The sequence below is a fragment of the Arthrobacter sp. Soil_N43 genome, from assembly GCF_057655195.1.
Genome location: NZ_JBDGML010000017.1, coordinates 1 through 15,720 on the forward strand (window position 1 = coordinate 1; position 15,720 = coordinate 15,720).

Genomic DNA, 15,720 nt, shown 5'->3' on the forward strand with positions numbered 1-15,720 from the left:
CGGTCTCAGGAGTTCCGGGCCGCCAGGGCCGCGGCGAGGGCGTTGGCCGACGAGGTGGAGCTGTTGATCCGCCAGTCCACTTCCTTGTTGTGGTGGAACCAGACAAGGCCGGTAACGTCAGGCTGTGCCGCCAGGTAGGAGACCAGGGCAGTGTTCCAGTTGGCTTTGGAGCCCCCGGCCTCGGCTGAGGCGGTTTCGGAGATGATGATCGGCTTGCCCGGGGCGAGGCCGCGGAGCACTGCCAGCCCTTCGCCGAACAGGGCCGAGGGCGAGGTCCAGGAACTCCAGGACACTGCGGTTCCCCAGTTGTAGCCGTCCAGGCCGACAACATCGACGTAGCCGGCGCCGGGGTAGAGCCCGGCCAGGGGCGTGGATCCCCAGTATGGGATGTTCGGGCTCCAGACCCACTGCACGTTTGTCGCGCCGGTCGCGGCCACCACGTCGTGGACGTGCCGCCAGGCCGCAACGTAATCCCCGGCGCCGTTGCCGTTCGCGGCCTCGGCCCAGGGGTACCAGTTGCCGTTCATTTCATGGGCAAAGCGCAGCATGACGGGCTTGCTCCAGTTCCTCAGGGCTGTGCCCCATTGCTGGATGTAGGCGTCGAAGTCTCCGGCAGTGATGCGGTCCAGGGCGTAGGAGGGCTGGTTTGCGCCGTTCCCGCTCCACAGCCATGGCTCCCAGGTGATCAGGCTGGTGGCGCCACGGGCGTCGACGGCGTTCAGGTCAGCGATCGGTGCGGCCTGGCTAAAGTCCTTGTAGGACATGACGATGGAAGGGTTTTCGTTGACCAGGGTGGCGACGGCGTCCAGTTCGCCGGCGGCGAGGGGGCCGCCCGGGGTCGACACCCCGAACCGCAGCGGGTCCGAGCTCATCGGCGGGGTGGATGTTGTTGTTGTCATTGTCTGGGTTCGGGCGGCCATTGTCATCGGGGCCGTGAAGGCAGCGGCCGCACCCTGCGAGCCTGCGCCCAGTGAGGCGGGGCTGTAGGTGAGGGTGTAGGGGGCTGACGCCGTGGCCTTGCCGGCCTTGGCCGTTACCGTCACCGTGGCTGAGGTCGTCTGCGGGATGGTCACTGCCGCCGTGAAGGAGCCGTTGGCCTTGGTGGTGAACGGGACGCTGGATGATCCTGCCGTAAGTGTTCCGGAGGATTGACGGGCAAAGCCCACGCCGTTGACCGTCACGGAGGCCCCTGCCGGCCCCGCAGAGTCGCCCAGGGTGATTTCAGCACGGCCAGCAGCCTCGGCGGGCACTGCTAGGCCAAACATTCCTGCCAGCGACAGGATGAGGCCGGTCACGAGAAATCGAGAAAAACGCTTCCTATGCACAAACACTCCCCAGCATTTCGTGAAATCGCCGGCCCTACCGTAGGGCTGGTGTAGGCCGGACGCAGCGGCCATTAGTGGATGCCTGATAATTCTGTACCGGGGAAATGGCTGACGAATAGCGTCGTGAGCTGATCCTCGGCAAACCCTGTGCAGAACCTGCGATTAGGTCGGAAAACCCGCGACTGGGGACATAGGTCGAATCAGGAAGGGTCAGCCTTGCCGGCTCATCTACACGCAGGACCGAGACGCGCGGCCGCACCCCCGGATCCGGCTATGGCTTCAACTGCTTCTGTCAGTGCCATCATGGATTGCGGACCGCCGTGCCCCTCGTTCTCGATGACGATGAGGCGGCTGGTGGCCCATCGCTGGTGAAGCTTCCACGGGGTTATGACTGGCCCGCTCACGTCCCGTCGACCGTGGACAAGGTAACCGGGAATCCCGTCGAGCTCGCGGATGCGCGCCATGATGTCGCGGCCTCCGGCCAGGAATGCGTCGTTCGACCAATAATGCGTGACGAGGAGAGCGAACGTCATGCGTTCCCTCTCGTCCTGAATGAGCGTACCCGGCTGCCAGTTTGGGTCCAGGGAGACATGTGTTGCTTCCCATCGGTCCCATGCCAGCGCCGCCAGTTGAGCGTCGTCGCGGTCCGTGCCGGCCAGCCGACGCGCGTAGGCCTCAACAATGCGTTCGCCGGATTTCGCGTTGGCGGCAGCCGCAAAGGCATCCCAGGCCTCGGGGAAGATGCACCCGACGCCTTCGGTGATCCACTGAACCTCGTCGCGGCTTGTCGTTGTCACTGCGACGAGGGCAATGCCGATCACCCGTTCCGGATACTCGAGGGCATAAGCGAGGGCGAGTGTGCTGCCCCAAGAGACGCCGGTGACGATCCAGTTCTCAATTCCCAGGTGGCGGCGAACCGCTTCGATGTCACAGATCAAAGCCTGTGTCGTGTTCTCACCGAGATGGTCCAAGTCATCCTGGACGGCTGGGGTGCTTTTGCCGCATCCCCTTTGGTCGAAGCCGACAGTCCAAAACCGGGCCGGATCATGTCGCTTGCGGTAGCCGCCCTTGCCCAGGGAGCCGCCTGGGCCGCCGTGAAGGTACAGCACGAGCACGCCCGCAGGATCACCCGTGGCCTCCCAGTAGATCCTGGCGTTCGCCACTTCTACCCAGCCGCCGCTAGCCCCGGCGTGTTCATGCGGGGCCCGTGAGCCGGATGAGTCCGTCACCTAGCTGGCGCCGGGGGACTCGGGGCGGGCCTCACTTGCCGCGGCCAGCAGCCGGTCGAAGCTGGCGGTCCCGTTGTTCGGTGGGATGACGGTAAAGACCACGAGCCATTTCTCAGGGGCATTTTTCGCCAGCGTTGAGGTGCGTTCCACATGCAGATTCAACCCGGGAACCCCGTTGACGAGGAGCGGAAGCTGCTCACCGCTCTTGACCAGCTGCCGAAACTGCCTGACCGAGAGCTGGTCGCTGCGTGCGCCGGTGACTTCTATGACTGTGTCATTGACCGTCTTGGTGAGCTCCCGCATAAAGCCCCGTCGGCCGGAGATCGTGGGAACAGTGAGAATGGCCGGGAAGATGACCATGAACAATGCGAAAGCGGCGAAATTTCTGAGGAAGGGCAAGAAGATCATCGAGATCAGGCAGAGGACCAAACCGAAGACACTCAGCATGATGAACCGAATAAAGGGATCCTCGCCAGGCTTCTTCGACCAGCGCACGAGTGTGACGGTGTTCCTGCGCAGCTGATCGTGCCCTGAAGTCTCCATGTTTTAGTGCCCCTTCACTTCCATGAGCGCTTCAGCCAGGATGACGGCCTCTCGCGCTTCCTTGAGATCGCGACGCAGACCCAGGTCGGGAATCGTCGGCGCGGCACCGGCTGAGCCGGCAAGTTCAGAGAAAACCCTGCTGAGGTTTTCGCGGTCCTGGGACAGCATGCGGGAAGAATTCAGTTTGACCCTGCTGACCTCAAGCTCCAGGAGCGATTTATCGATGGCGTCCCGGCGTCCTTGCATTATCGCTAACTTTTCCGTAACGCGCAGAGCGCGGACACGGAGCATCGACTCCATCCTCACTGCCATGTCGTGGAGCTCGCTCAGCGCGGTATGCGTCCGTGGCGTCCCGGTGAGCCGGGCCAGCCGCTCGGCAACGTGGGTGCGCCGTCGTTCCCATTTCCGCACGGCCGAATGGTAGGGATCCACGAGCAGGGAGACGGCCTTCAGCGCCTTGTCCAGGGAGGCAGCCCGGGCGCTCAGGCTCGCGGTCGCCGCGTCCACCCGAGCAAGGAAGGCGGCGTAGCTGTCATGGGGCGGAACGTTTTTAGTGTCCACGGGTCACCCGCAGGCGGTGCCGCCGGACTGTGACCCGAACGCTCATGGCAAGAGAATAGAGGCTCGGAGCCTATTGTCATAGGCTTCGGCGTTCGCCAATGCACCGCCGCCAGGCTACCTGACCCGCAACGGGTGGGCGCCGGTGATTCTCCGCAGTTCTTCATAGCTGATCGCGAACATCGAGTGGTGGTCGCCCGCCCCTGCCCACAGCGTCCCATGCTCTTCCAGAGAGGCGTCCAGGAGCGTGCGGATCTTCTCCGGGTGGCCCACCGGGGCCACGCCGCCAACTTCCTGCCCGGTGTGTTCCAGTACGAAATCCGGGGTGGCGCGGCGGATGCGTCCGGCGCCCAGCTGGGCTGCGACGTACGCGGTATCCACCCTCGCCGCGCCGCTGGCCAGAATGAGCAGGGGAGCGCCGTCGAGTTCGAACACCAGGCTGTTGGTGATCGCCGCGACGTCGCAGCCGAGCGCGGCAGCCGCAGCGGCCGCCGTCGGCACTTTGCCCGGGAAGACCCTGACCGTATCCACGACACCCGCCGCGGTGAGTGCACGCCGTACATTGGCCACCGGGTCGGGAAGCGGGTCGGGGCTGCCGTGCTCAGTAGCCTTGGGCATCCAGAATCGCGTCTTCCTCTTCTTCTGCCGTGGCCCGCTTGCGCTTGCGCGCTGCTGGCGGACGACGGCGGGCTGCCGCGGCAGTGTGTCCGTGGTCACCGGCGGCGCCTGCCGCTTCGGCGTCTTCAGCGTCGAGCGCGGCGTTACGGGCCTGCTGGCGGGCGGCATAGCCGAAGCCCACAAACATGAGGATGCCGAACGCGAACCACTGGAGCGAGTAGGACAGGTGCGTGCCCTCTTCCACCGATGGCCTGGGGAACGGCTGCGGCATCTCGGCGGCGGGCGGTGTTTCAGAGGCCAGCTGCCCGTACGCGCCGGTCAGCAACGGATAGCCCAATTCGGCCGAATACGCCGGCAGGTCGATGGACGCCAGCTGGCCCTCGGGAGCCCCGCGCTGGAGGGACGGCTCGCCGTGCTTGAGCCGCACAACCGCGGTGACCTGCCCGGAAGGCGGCGCCGGCACGGAGTCCGGGCGGCCGGGATTGTTGTTGCCAATCGGCAGCCAACCGCGGTCAATCACCACGGTTTCGCCGGAGGCGAGCCGGAACGGTACCACCACCTCGTACCCGGGCTGGCCGTTGAGGGGACGGTTGCGGACGATCCGCTGCCCGGCGGCGTCATAGCTTCCGCGCAGCTCAACCTGTGTCCATTCCCGGGCCGGATCCAGCTGGCGGAACTGATCCCTTGCTTCCGGGAAACTGATCGGCGTGGCTGAATAGTTTGCTGTGACACGCTGGATCTCCGCCAGGGTTTCTGCACGGCGGTCCATCTGCCAGCGCCCCAAGAAGACGCAGCCGGTGGCGAAGATCGCGGCCAGCAGAAGGTATCCCAGCCATTTGCTGGAGAAAAGGAAACGGTACATTCAGCTGTTCCCGCCTGGAGCCGGCGCGGCGTCGAGCGGAACGGTTTCCTTCCACAGGCCCCGCGTCTGCAGGTAGTCTTCCAGCCACTCCCTGTGCTCGCCGCACGCCAGCCACACCTTGCGGCGCTCCGGAGTGTGGATCTTTGGATTGTTCCACAGCAGCTGCCAGGCCGCATCGGCCCTGCAGGCCTTACGTGAGCACATGGCCGCGGAGCCCGGGCCGGTCGTACCGCCCGCACCGCCGCCGAGGTTGAAAATGTTCATGAGGCTTTCTGTTCCCGGCCGTCGTCGTCTTCGTCGCTGATCAGCTCGCCCTGCAGTACCGTCGGCTCGTCCTCCCCGGCATCAGCGGACTGCACTCCCTCGGACGCCTCCAGTTCCGCATATGGCGCGTAGTCCAGGAGCGAGACGCTGTGGATTTCAGCTTTGTCCGAGCCGTTGGCGATCACCACTGCAATCCACGGCAGGAATACCGCGCCGGCAACAGCGACGAGCTTAAACCAGCCGTCCACCACGAAGATCAGGATTAGGCAGACCATACGGATGCCCATAGCCAGCGCGTACTTAATCATGCGCTCCCGCATGTCCTCGGAATGCGCTGCGGCTGCGTCCGTGATGCTGTGCACCTCCGGATGACCGGATGCGGTGCCAGGCTTCTCGGGCATCGGCTGTCCGGGCTGGTGGTGGGGTGTCACTGCTGTCTAATCACGCTCCAATGGCTCACTTAATTCTCTCACCATCCGGGGGAGCCGCCCAAACGGGCGCTAAGATCGGAGGCAGTCCAAAATCCTGCCACCACAGCGGAGCCATGCTCCGCAGAATCCGGAGCACACATGTCTGAAGCAGCCACCCAGGCCCGCAGCGTCCTCATCACCGGCGGAAACCGGGGCATCGGCCTCGCCATCGCCGAGGCCTTTCTGGCCAACGGGGACAAGGTGGCTGTGACCTACCGGAGCGAGTCTGAACTGCCTGCCGGCATCCTGGGTGTCAAGGCGGACGTGACGGACGAAGCATCCGTGGACGCCGCCTTCGCCGAGGTCGAGGCCGCCCACGGTCCTGTCGAGGTGCTGGTCGCCAACGCCGGCATCACCAAGGACATGCTCTTGCTGCGCATGAGCGAAGATGACTTCACCTCCGTGATTGACACGAACCTCACCGGCGCATTCCGTGTGATCAAGCGCGCTTCCAAGGGCATGATCCGGCTGCGCAAGGGCCGGGTTGTTCTCATCTCCTCTGTCTCCGGCCTGTACGGTGCGCCGGGCCAGATCAACTACTCGGCCTCCAAGGCAGGCCTGGTCGGCATCGCCCGGTCCCTGACCAGGGAACTAGGCTCGCGCGGCATTACAGCAAACGTCGTGGCCCCGGGATTCATCAACACCGACATGACCGCCGAGCTGCCGGAGGCAACCCAGAAGGACTACCTCGCCAAAGTGCCGGCGGGCCGGTTCGCCGATGCCTCCGAGGTGGCCAACGTCGTCCGCTGGGTCTCCAGCGACGAGGCCTCCTACATCTCCGGTGCCGTTATTCCTGTCGACGGCGGCCTGGGAATGGGCCACTAGCAGCCAGCCTCTTGCGCGGCGGCCCCGCCGCCAGGAAACTATCCGGCCCGGGCTTCTTTGTGGAGGTCAAACAAGCGGATCGGGAGCCCGCGCTGGCATGATGGACTGCAGGTTTACAGCGATTTAGACGTTTCGAACAAAGGGAGCTCGTATGGGACTGCTGGACAACAAGACCGCCATCGTGACCGGATCCTCGCGGGGAATCGGCGCCGAAGTGGCAAAGATCCTGGCCGGCGAGGGTGCCGCCGTCGTCGTCAACTACCGCCAGAAGGCGCCGCGCGCCAACAAAGTGGTGGCCGGCATTGAGGCCGCGGGCGGCCGCGCCGTTGCCGTCGGCGCGGACCTCACCACCAACGAGGGCGTTCACGCGCTGGCGAGTGCGGCCATGGAGAACTTCGGATCGCTTGATGTCCTGGTGCTCAACGCGTCAGGCGGCATGGAGTCGGGCATGGAGGAGGGCTACGCCCTGAAGCTCAACCGCGACGCGCAGATCAACATGCTCAACGCGGCTGTGCCCCTGATGCAGGAGGGTTCACGCGTGGTTTTCGTGACCAGCCACCAGGCCCACTTCATCAACACCGTTCCCACCATGCCGGAGTATGAGCCGGTTGCGCGCAGCAAGCGCGCCGGCGAGGACGCGCTGCGTGAACTGCTGCCCAGCCTCACGGAGAAGGGCATCTCGCTCGTCGTGGTCTCCGGTGACATGATCGAAGGCACCGTGACGGCGACGCTGCTGGACCGCTCCAACCCGGGCGCCATCGAAGCCCGCCGCGCGGAGGCCGGCAAGCTGTACTCCGTCGAGGAGTTTGCTGAAGTGGTCGCCGGAATGGCAACGGCCGACGTCGAATCCGGCCACACGGAATACGCCGGAGGCGCCGACTACTTCGGCAAGAACGCCGGATAGCGATCGGAAGGGGCTCCGGGCAGCACTCCTGCCCGGGGCCTTCGCCGAAGCCGTTGCCCGGCAGCGCCGGGCCGCCTAACGTCGTATGCATGGAACAGCAGCGACAGGGGACAGCACGGACCTATCCTGAAGGCGTCCCCTGCTGGGTGGACACGCAGCAGCCCGACGTGGACGCAGCCATGGCGTTCTACGGCGGGCTTTTTCGTTGGGAGTTTGAGGACGCCGCCCCGCCCGGCGCCGCCGGCAGGTACGTCATAGCAACACTGGACGGTCAGGAGGCCGGCGCGATTGCCGGCCCCGGCATCGGTTTCCCCACATGGCACACCTACGTCTCCGTAGATAATGCGGACACTGCCGTCCGGCACCTGCTGTCGGTCGGCGCCACGCTGAAATCAGCTCCTGCCGATGGTGCAGGAGGCGTACAGGCGGTGCTGGCCGACCCCCAGGGCGCCGAGTTCCGCATCTGGCAGGCCGGTGGACGCCCTGGGGCCCAGGCAGTCAACCTGCCCGGGGGATGGAACTTCAGCGACCTCCACACGACAGACGTGGCGGCAGCCGGCGCGTTCTATGCAAAAGCTTTCCACTGGGAATTCGATGATCTCGGTTTCGGCACCATGATCCGCCGCCCCGGTTATGGTGACCACCTGGAGGCCACGGTCGACCCCAACATCAGGGTCCGCCAGTCCGGTGACGCAGTTCCACGTGGTTTTGAGGACGCCGTGGCATGGCTTGCGCCCGCGGCTGCCGGGGAGCGCCCGCGGTGGCACGTGACGTTCACCGTCGCAGACCGGGACCGGGCTGCCGTGGACGCCGAACGCCTCGGCGGCCGCGTTTTGGGGCAGGAGGACACGGAATGGACGCGTACGGCCCTGATCCGGGATCCCGGGGGAGCGGTATTCACCGCAAGCCAGTACACGCCGCCATCCGGCTGAACGGCCGGCCGTCTGGGATCTCGGGAGTGTGCCGGCTCAGACTCCGGCGATGTGCCGCACGGCGTCCAGGTGCGGCATGTTGATCGCGGCATCCGCCACGGCGCGCACGGCGGGCTTGGCGTTGAAGGCCACGCCGATACCTGCCGCCCCGAGCATGTCCAGGTCGTTGGCGCCGTCGCCCACGGCAATCGTGTGCTCCATCGCAATGCCTTCGGCCGCTGACCATTCGCGGAGGTACTTCTCCTTGGCTGCACGGTCAATGACGTCGCCGAGCACCTTGCCCGTGAGGGCGCCATCCACAATTTCCAGTTCGTTCGCGATCCAGTAGTCCAGGCCCAGGTCCTCGGCGATGGGTCGGAGGATCTGGTTGAAGCCTCCGGACACCACGGCCACCACATGGCCTGCGGCCTTGAACGCCGCCACAAGTTCCGCAGCGCCCTCACTGAGCTTCACTTCAGCACGGACGGAATCGACGACGGCGGCCGGCAGTCCGGCGAGGACCGCCACCCGCGCGTGCAGGCTCTGGGCGAAGTCCAGTTCCCCGCGCATGGCGGCCTCGGTCACCGCGGCGACCTCGTCGCGCTTGCCGGCGTACGCGGCGAGGAGTTCGATGACTTCCTGCTGGATGAGCGTCGAATCAACGTCCATGATGAGGAGCTTGCGCTCTGCTTGGCGCAGGTCCGCGGGCACGATGGCCGTATCCACGCCGCCGCGATCCGGGCTTTCCTTCGCGGCGGCGACGCGGTGGCGCAAAGCGGCGATGTCCGCGCCCGAACCGGACGGCACGGCGAAGTCAACGGTGCAGACGTCATAGCGGTCGTTTCCGCTGCGGGACTCCGCTTCGAACGTTGTCCCGGAGCCGACCAGCAGGGAGCGGAGGTTTTCCGCTTCCGAGGGGGACAAATTCACGCCGTAGCTGACCGCAGTCACGTTCGAAGTCATGGCTGCAATCTTAGCCAGCACGGCAGTGGCGCCCGAATTCATTTCGCGGTCCAGACACCCGGGACAGCGTTCGACGTTTTCAGTTATCAGTCGTACCCTGTTTTGTCCTAGTGTCTACTCCTATGAGTGATGTTCTTGAAATGGCCGCCGTCAGCGTTGTCCGCGGAGCCAAAACGCTCCTGAGCAAGGTCGACTGGCAGGTCAGGGAAGGCGAGCGCTGGGTGATCCTCGGACCCAACGGCGCTGGCAAGACCACTCTGCTCCAGATCGCTGCCGCCAGGCTCCACCCGACGAGCGGCGAGGCCGGGATCCTGGAGGAAATTCTCGGCGCCGTGGATGTCTTTGAACTGCGCCCCCGGATTGGCCTGTCCTCCGCCGCCCTGGCGACCCAGATCCCCGAGCACGAGAAAGTGCTCAATGTTGTCGTCACGGCCGCTTACGGAGTCACGGGCCGCTGGCGTGAAGGGTATGAGAAGGACGACGAACGCCGTGCTTTCGGCCTGCTGAACGACTGGGGAATGGGGCCACTGCTGAACCGGACCTTCGCGTCGTTATCCGAGGGGGAGCGCAAGCGCGTCCAGATCGCCCGCGCGCTCATGACCGACCCTGAACTGCTGCTGCTCGATGAGCCCGCCGCCGGGTTGGACCTGGGCGGGCGCGAGGACCTGGTGCACCGCCTCAGCGAACTGGCCCGCGACGATGCTGCTCCCGCCATCGTGCTTGTCACGCACCACCTCGAGGAAGTCCCCCCGGGCTTCACCCACGCCATGCTCATGCGGGACGGTGGCGTTGTGGCCGCCGGGCCGGTCGGGGAGGTCCTCACCTCGGAGAACCTGAGCGCGACCTTCGGCCTGCCGCTGGACGTCACGCTCAACGCCGGGCGCTACACCGCCACTGCCCGCCGCTGACCGGGCGGCCGGCGCAGAGTGGAGTTTCTTAGCGGCACCCTGGTGTTTTTCGCGGGCCTTTGGGCCGGCACCATCAACAGCGTTGTAGGGTCGGGCACCCTGGTCACCTTCCCGGTGCTGATAGCCCTGGGCCTGGCGCCGGTGACAGCGTCCATGAGCAATGCCATGGGCCTCGTGGCAGGCGGCGCGGCCGGAGCCTGGGGCTACCGCCGCGAGCTCGCAGGCCGGGGCCGCCAGTTGCTGAAGCTGCTCCCGGCCTCGCTCCTGGGCGGCATCTCCGGCGCGTGGCTCCTGCTGCACCTGCCTGAAGAGGTCTTCCACTACGCGGCTCCGGCCCTGATCGTGCTGGCCCTGCTGATGGTGGTGTTCCAGCCCCGCCTGCAAAGATGGGTGCGCAACCGTGAAGAGAACCCGGAACACGCGCTCCGGGACAAGCACCACGGCATCCTCCTCGTGGTGCTTGTCTATCTGGCGGGCGTCTACGGCGGTTACTTCGTCGCTGCCCAGGGGATCTTGCTGGTCGGCATCCTTGGCGTCTTCATGACCGGCACCATCCAGAACGCGAACGCGATGAAGAACATCCTGGTGCTCGGGGTCAATCTGATCGCGGCGACGTCCTATGTGCTCTTTGCCGCCGACCGTATCGACTGGGTCGTCGTAGCCATCATCGCCGTCAGTTCACTCATCGGCGGCGTCGTCGGGTCCAAGGTGGGCCGCAGGCTCTCGCCGCCGGTCCTGCGGGGCGTCATCTTCGCTCTCGGGCTGGTCGCGCTGGGCTTCATGATCGCAAATCTGCTCCGATGATTACTGAAATGGCTGCCCGGTGACTTTCCACTACCTCGAATCCGCCCAGGACCCGCGCGTCTCGGACTATACGCAACTCACGGACGTACACCTGCGAAAAGTCAGGGAGCCGGCCGAGGGCATGTACATTGCAGAATCGTCCCGGGTGCTCCGGCGGGCACTCGCCGCGGGCCACCGGCCCCGCTCGTTCTTCCTCGCCGAAAAGTGGCTCGCGGACCTCGCAGACATCTTTGAGCAGTACCCGGACGTTCCCGCATATGTCGGCAGTTCTGCGCTGCTCGAGGAAATCACCGGATTCCACCTGCACCGCGGGGCCATGGCCGCCATGCACCGCCCGTCACCCGTGCCACTGCACGAGCTGCTGGCCGGTGCCCGGCGTGTGGCCGTGCTGGAGGACATCGTGGACCACACCAACGTCGGGGCGATCTTCCGTTCCGCGGCCGCGCTGGACGTTGACGCCGTCCTCGTGTCTCCCCGCTGCGGCGACCCGCTGTACCGGCGCAGCGTCCGTGTCAGCATGGGCACGGTGTTCCAGGTGCCGTGGGCTCGGCTGCACAGCTGGCCGCAGGACCTTCAAGCACTTAAAGAGGAGGGGTTCACGGTGGCGGCCATGGAGCTGACCCCGGATGCGGTGGACCTCGATGTTCTTGCGGCCCAGAACCTGGACCGGCTCGCGCTGGTGCTGGGCACTGAAGGTGCGGGCATGAGCGCCGAGACTCTTGACGCCGTCGACCTCGCCGTGAAGATCCCGATGCGCACGGGCGTGGATTCGCTGAATGTGGCCGCGGCCTCCGCGGTGGCATTCTGGGAGCTGCGGCCCCGGGCCTGAAGATCCGATGGCCGCCGACACGTGTGGCCGGGGGCGTCATGGCCTTAGGCACAACGCGCCCGGCGGCAGGTTCCTAGCCGGTTCTCCGTTTCGCAGGTAGGGTGTCCGTTATTCCTTGCGGCGGGGGGCGTTGTGGAAAATCATGGTCACCATTGGCGGACGGGTGCGGACCGGGCGGCCAGGCAATCGGGCAGGCGGCCGAACCGCGGCAGGCAGGCGGGTCCCCGCTGGCCGGGACTGTCCTTCCTGGTCCGCTGGGCTTTCGCGGTGTCCGCCGCCATGCTCGTCGCGGGCCTGATTGAATTCGGACTCGCCCGGCAGCAGGTCATTGATCAGGCGCTGGAGGAATCCCGCCGCGACTACGAACTGCTCGCCGCAGGACTCGAGGACGCTTTGGCGGAAAAGACCGAACCCGCAGAACGTTCGGAAGCCATGGCACACCAGCTGGCCCATGTGAAGCGCAGCAACGGCACCGTCTACGTGGGGTTGTTTGACGGCGGCGGCAGGCTGCTGGCCAGCAGCAACGGGGCCGACGGCGGCGCCTCGGAGGAGGAGGATGCAGGACGCCTCAGCGAGGTGCTCCTCACTGGCAGGACCACCGTCAAATCTGAATCCGAAATCGGCGGCACAGGCGTGACCAGGTACGAATTCCTCGTGCCCGTCTCCAGCCCGGATGGCCCCCTGGTCCTGGAAGTCGACCAGGAGGCCGGGGTTATCGCCGCGCTCTTGCGGGACATCGGCCCGAACAAGCTCTTTGGGCTGTTGACCGCGATCCTCGTCGCCACGCCATTGTCCTACGTGCTTGGCGGACGGTCCTTGCAGCGCCGCCACCTGAGGGCCCAACAGGAGGCGGACGCGGATCCGCTGACCGGGCTCTCGGGACGGCGGCCTTTCCAGCCCTCACTGGAGGCCCGGCTGGCGGACAGGAAGTACAGTGTGGTGGCCCTCGCCCTGCTGGACCTGGACGGATTTAAGCAGCAGAACGACCGACTCGGGCACAGCCACGGGGACCGCGTCCTCATGGGCCTGGCAGACGCCTTCGACGAGCTCGCTGCCGATGACGTGCCGTTCCGGCTCGGCGGAGACGAGTTCGCCGTCATACTGCCCGGGAGCGACGAGGATCAGGCAACGGAGGCGCTCGAACGGGTCCGCGCCGCATTGGCCCCCCGTTTCCCGGGGGCGACGTTCAGCGCCGGCATCGCCGTCAGCCACGCCGCGGAGCCCGTCGGCCTGCAGGAGCTCTGGGAACGCAGCGACGCCGCCCTCTACGAAGCAAAGCGGCTGGGGCGGCGACGGACAGTCACCTTCGCGTCCATGGCGGAAGGCCACATCGTCAGTGCCGAGAAAATCGACGAGCTGACGCACCTGGTGTCTTGCGACACCCACCTCAGCATCGCCTTTCAGCCGATCTGGGACCTTCACCGGGGCGTCGTACTGGCCCACGAGGCGCTGATGCGGCTGCCGGAGGGATCCCGGATCAATGGGCCGCAGGAGGCCTTCGACCTTGCTGAACGCCTCGGCATCGCTGCCGCGCTGGACGCCCGAGCCCGGTCGGCGGTGCTGGCGTCAGTGGGCAGCCGCCAGTGGGAGGGGCTGCTGTTCATCAATGTGCACCCGGACGCGCTCCACAGTTTCGACCTCGGCGGCCTCGTTTCCGAGCTTGCCGTGGCGGGCTTGGAACCCGAGGACGTCGTCCTGGAGGTGACGGAGCAGGCTGCCTTGCACCACGCCGAACCGGTCCGCACACTCAGGCAGGCCCAGGACCTGGGCTTCCGCCTTGCCCTGGATGACATGGGGCGGAGCAACGCCGGCCTGCACGCGCTCAGGCTGGTGAGGTTCGACATCATCAAAATTGACGGGGAAGTCGTGGCCCGACTGGGCGTCGACCCGTCGTCGATGGCTACCGTGTCCGCGGCCATCACCTTCATCCAGGAAGCAGGAGGGTGGATCGTCGCAGAGGGCATCGAAACACCCGGCATGCTCAGCGCCCTCCTCCAGCCGCGCTTTTCCGCCGCCATGCTGCAGCCCGTCGTTGCCGGGCAGGGGTATCTTTTGGGGCGCCCGGACGGGCAACCGCTGGCCCTGGATGCGCGGATTGGCGTCCTGGACAGGTACCTTAGGGATCCGGCGGAGAACCGAGACGGCCTGGACGAAGCGTTCTATCGGAATTCCTAGGCCGCCGTTCGTCAGGCCGCACCTGATGCACTATGCTTGATAGCTGGCCGCCCTGCGTTTCCAGCTTGCTTGTGACGCAGACACGGCCATCCCATTCATACCTGGCGGCTGGCAAAATCCAGCGCTGCGAACAAAGGTCCCATTATGAAGTCCAATACCCACCCGAAGTACGAAGCTGTTGTATTCAACGACCTGGCTTCCGGCGTCAAGTTCCTGACCAAGTCCACCGTGTCTTCCAAGAAGACCATCGAGTGGGAAGACGGCAACACCTACCCGGTCATCGACGTCGAAATCTCCTCCGAGTCCCACCCGTTCTACACGGGCAAGCAGCGCATCATGGACTCCGCAGGCCGCGTCGAGCGCTTCAACGCTCGCTTCAAGGGCTTCGGCGGCAAGAAGTAATTCACTTCCCGCCAAGGTTCTTTGGAAAGCCCGCACCGGCAACGGTGCGGGCTTTTTGCGTTTCTGGGGCAGGATGGAAAGCATGACTGCCACGCCATTTTCTGCAGACGACGACGGCGCCCCCCGGCTTCACGGGGAATACAAGGTGCCGGGAGGCAAACTCGTGGTGGTGGACCTCGACATCGCCGACGGCATCTTCGCCGGCGTCTCCGTCAGCGGCGATTTCTTCCTCGAGCCTGATGAGGCGCTGCTGGACATCAACGCGGCACTGGAGGGACTCCCGGAAAGCTCGACGGCGGAGGAGATCGCCGCAGCCGTGGAGGCTTCGCTGCCCCCGCACGCGGTGATGTTCGGATTCTCCGCGGACGCAGTCGCGGTCGCCACGCGCAGGGCACTGTCCAAGGCCACGGCCTGGTCCGACCACCACTGGAACATCATTGCCCCCACCGTGCTGCCCACGCACCTGAACGTGGCACTGGACGAAGTCCTCACGGAGGAAGTCGGGGCAGGCCGCCGCAATCCCACCATACGTTTTTGGGACTGGCAGGAGCCGTCCGCGATCATCGGCAGTTTCCAGTCGTACCGCAACGAGGTTGACCCGGCGGGTGTGGCCAGACACGGGATCACGGTGGTGCGCCGGATCAGCGGCGGGGGAGCGATGTTCATGGAGGCGGGAAACTGCATCACCTACTCCCTGTACGTGCCGCAGACCCTCGTGGACGGCATCAGCTTCGCCGACTCGTACGCCTTCCTGGACGCCTGGGTGATGGCTGCCCTGAAGCAGCTCGGGATTAACGCCTTCTATGTCCCGCTCAACGACATCGCCACGGACCAGGGAAAGATCGGCGGGGCTGCGCAGAAGCGGCTGGCCAACGGAGGCATGCTGCACCACGTGACCATGAGCTACGACATCGACGCCGACAAGATGGTGGAAGTGCTGCGCATCGGCAAGGAGAAGCTTTCGGATAAGGGGACCACCAGCGCCAAGAAGCGGGTGGACCCGCTGCGGCGCCAGACCGGACTGGCCCGCACCGACATAGTCGCCGCCATGATGGACGTCTTCTCAGGACGGTACGGTGCCACGCCGTCGGAGATCAGCCCGACGGAGCTGGAGACCGCCCGTGAGCGGG

At 65.8% G+C, this 15,720-nt stretch carries 18 protein-coding genes; 9 read left to right on the forward strand and 9 right to left on the reverse strand.

Translation table 11 applies throughout. The features are described from left to right. Positions 1-5: 5 nt before the first annotated feature. From AC3A3W_RS00560 to AC3A3W_RS00595, 8 genes are all read right to left on the reverse strand, one after another. Entirely contained in the window at positions 6-1,295 is a 1,290-nt protein-coding gene (locus AC3A3W_RS00560) for a glycoside hydrolase family 26 protein (RefSeq protein WP_487439950.1), read from the reverse strand. Between the two features lie 254 nt (positions 1,296-1,549). Continuing rightward, positions 1,550-2,554 (reverse strand): alpha/beta fold hydrolase, encoded by a 1,005-nt coding sequence (locus AC3A3W_RS00565; RefSeq protein WP_487439951.1) that lies wholly within the window; start codon positions 2,552-2,554, stop codon positions 1,550-1,552. Continuing rightward, a complete protein-coding gene (locus AC3A3W_RS00570) occupies positions 2,555-3,097 on the reverse strand; it encodes a hypothetical protein (protein ID WP_487439952.1) in 543 nt (180 codons plus the stop codon). A gap of 3 nt (positions 3,098-3,100) precedes the next feature. Then, entirely contained in the window at positions 3,101-3,658 is a 558-nt protein-coding gene (locus tag AC3A3W_RS00575) for a hypothetical protein (RefSeq protein ID WP_487439953.1), read from the reverse strand. A 114-nt stretch (positions 3,659-3,772) separates the two neighbouring features. Continuing rightward, a complete protein-coding gene (locus AC3A3W_RS00580; RefSeq protein WP_487439954.1) occupies positions 3,773-4,273 on the reverse strand; it encodes a YbaK/EbsC family protein in 501 nt (166 codons plus the stop codon). After that, positions 4,257-5,135: an SURF1 family cytochrome oxidase biogenesis protein gene (locus AC3A3W_RS00585; RefSeq protein ID WP_487439955.1), complete on the reverse strand. Its 879-nt coding sequence runs from the start codon at positions 5,133-5,135 to the stop codon at positions 4,257-4,259. The genes AC3A3W_RS00580 and AC3A3W_RS00585 overlap by 17 nt, the downstream gene beginning before the upstream one ends. Further along, positions 5,136-5,399, reverse strand: coding sequence for a hypothetical protein (locus AC3A3W_RS00590; protein WP_487439956.1), 264 nt, complete (start codon positions 5,397-5,399; stop codon positions 5,136-5,138). Continuing rightward, the gene (locus AC3A3W_RS00595; RefSeq protein WP_487439957.1) at positions 5,396-5,830 is read right to left on the reverse strand and encodes a DUF3099 domain-containing protein; all 435 of its coding nucleotides are present in this window, start codon (positions 5,828-5,830) and stop codon (positions 5,396-5,398) included. Before AC3A3W_RS00595 ends, AC3A3W_RS00590 begins: the two co-directional genes overlap by 4 nt. 138 nt (positions 5,831-5,968) lie before the next feature. Here AC3A3W_RS00595 and fabG point away from each other — a divergent pair, with 138 nt between their 5' ends. The 3 genes from fabG to AC3A3W_RS00610 all read left to right on the forward strand — a co-directional run bounded on the left by fabG (position 5,969) and on the right by AC3A3W_RS00610 (position 8,530). Continuing rightward, positions 5,969-6,694 carry a 3-oxoacyl-ACP reductase FabG gene (gene fabG / locus AC3A3W_RS00600; RefSeq protein WP_487439958.1) on the forward strand — a complete coding sequence of 242 codons (726 nt, stop codon included), beginning with the start codon at positions 5,969-5,971 and terminating at the stop codon, positions 6,692-6,694. Positions 6,695-6,845: 151 nt separating this feature from the next. Then, entirely contained in the window at positions 6,846-7,598 is a 753-nt protein-coding gene (locus tag AC3A3W_RS00605) for an SDR family oxidoreductase (protein WP_487439959.1), read from the forward strand. 89 nt (positions 7,599-7,687) lie between these two features. Continuing rightward, positions 7,688-8,530 (forward strand): VOC family protein, encoded by an 843-nt coding sequence (locus AC3A3W_RS00610; protein WP_487439960.1) that lies wholly within the window; start codon positions 7,688-7,690, stop codon positions 8,528-8,530. A 36-nt stretch (positions 8,531-8,566) separates the two neighbouring features. Here the strand turns inward: AC3A3W_RS00610 and serB are convergent, their stop codons facing one another. Continuing rightward, the gene (gene serB, locus AC3A3W_RS00615; protein ID WP_487439961.1) at positions 8,567-9,472 is read right to left on the reverse strand and encodes a phosphoserine phosphatase SerB; all 906 of its coding nucleotides are present in this window, start codon (positions 9,470-9,472) and stop codon (positions 8,567-8,569) included. 122 nt (positions 9,473-9,594) lie between these two features. Between serB and AC3A3W_RS00620 the strand changes: the two genes are divergently transcribed. The 6 genes from AC3A3W_RS00620 to lplAB form a co-directional block, all read left to right on the forward strand. Then, a complete protein-coding gene (locus AC3A3W_RS00620) occupies positions 9,595-10,380 on the forward strand; it encodes an ABC transporter ATP-binding protein (RefSeq protein WP_487439962.1) in 786 nt (261 codons plus the stop codon). 18 nt (positions 10,381-10,398) lie between these two features. Continuing rightward, positions 10,399-11,184 carry a sulfite exporter TauE/SafE family protein gene (locus tag AC3A3W_RS00625; protein WP_487439963.1) on the forward strand — a complete coding sequence of 262 codons (786 nt, stop codon included), beginning with the start codon at positions 10,399-10,401 and terminating at the stop codon, positions 11,182-11,184. 19 nt (positions 11,185-11,203) lie between these two features. After that, positions 11,204-12,013 carry a TrmH family RNA methyltransferase gene (locus AC3A3W_RS00630; RefSeq protein ID WP_487439964.1) on the forward strand — a complete coding sequence of 270 codons (810 nt, stop codon included), beginning with the start codon at positions 11,204-11,206 and terminating at the stop codon, positions 12,011-12,013. Positions 12,014-12,145: 132 nt separating this feature from the next. Further along, the gene (locus tag AC3A3W_RS00635; protein WP_487439965.1) at positions 12,146-14,188 is read left to right on the forward strand and encodes an EAL domain-containing protein; all 2,043 of its coding nucleotides are present in this window, start codon (positions 12,146-12,148) and stop codon (positions 14,186-14,188) included. A gap of 144 nt (positions 14,189-14,332) precedes the next feature. Beyond that, positions 14,333-14,590 carry a type B 50S ribosomal protein L31 gene (locus AC3A3W_RS00640; protein ID WP_011691973.1) on the forward strand — a complete coding sequence of 86 codons (258 nt, stop codon included), beginning with the start codon at positions 14,333-14,335 and terminating at the stop codon, positions 14,588-14,590. A gap of 82 nt (positions 14,591-14,672) precedes the next feature. Continuing rightward, positions 14,673-15,720, forward strand: a 1,048-nt coding sequence (lplAB, locus tag AC3A3W_RS00645) for a lipoate-protein ligase LplAB (protein ID WP_487439966.1), incomplete at its 3' end; no start/stop codon positions are given.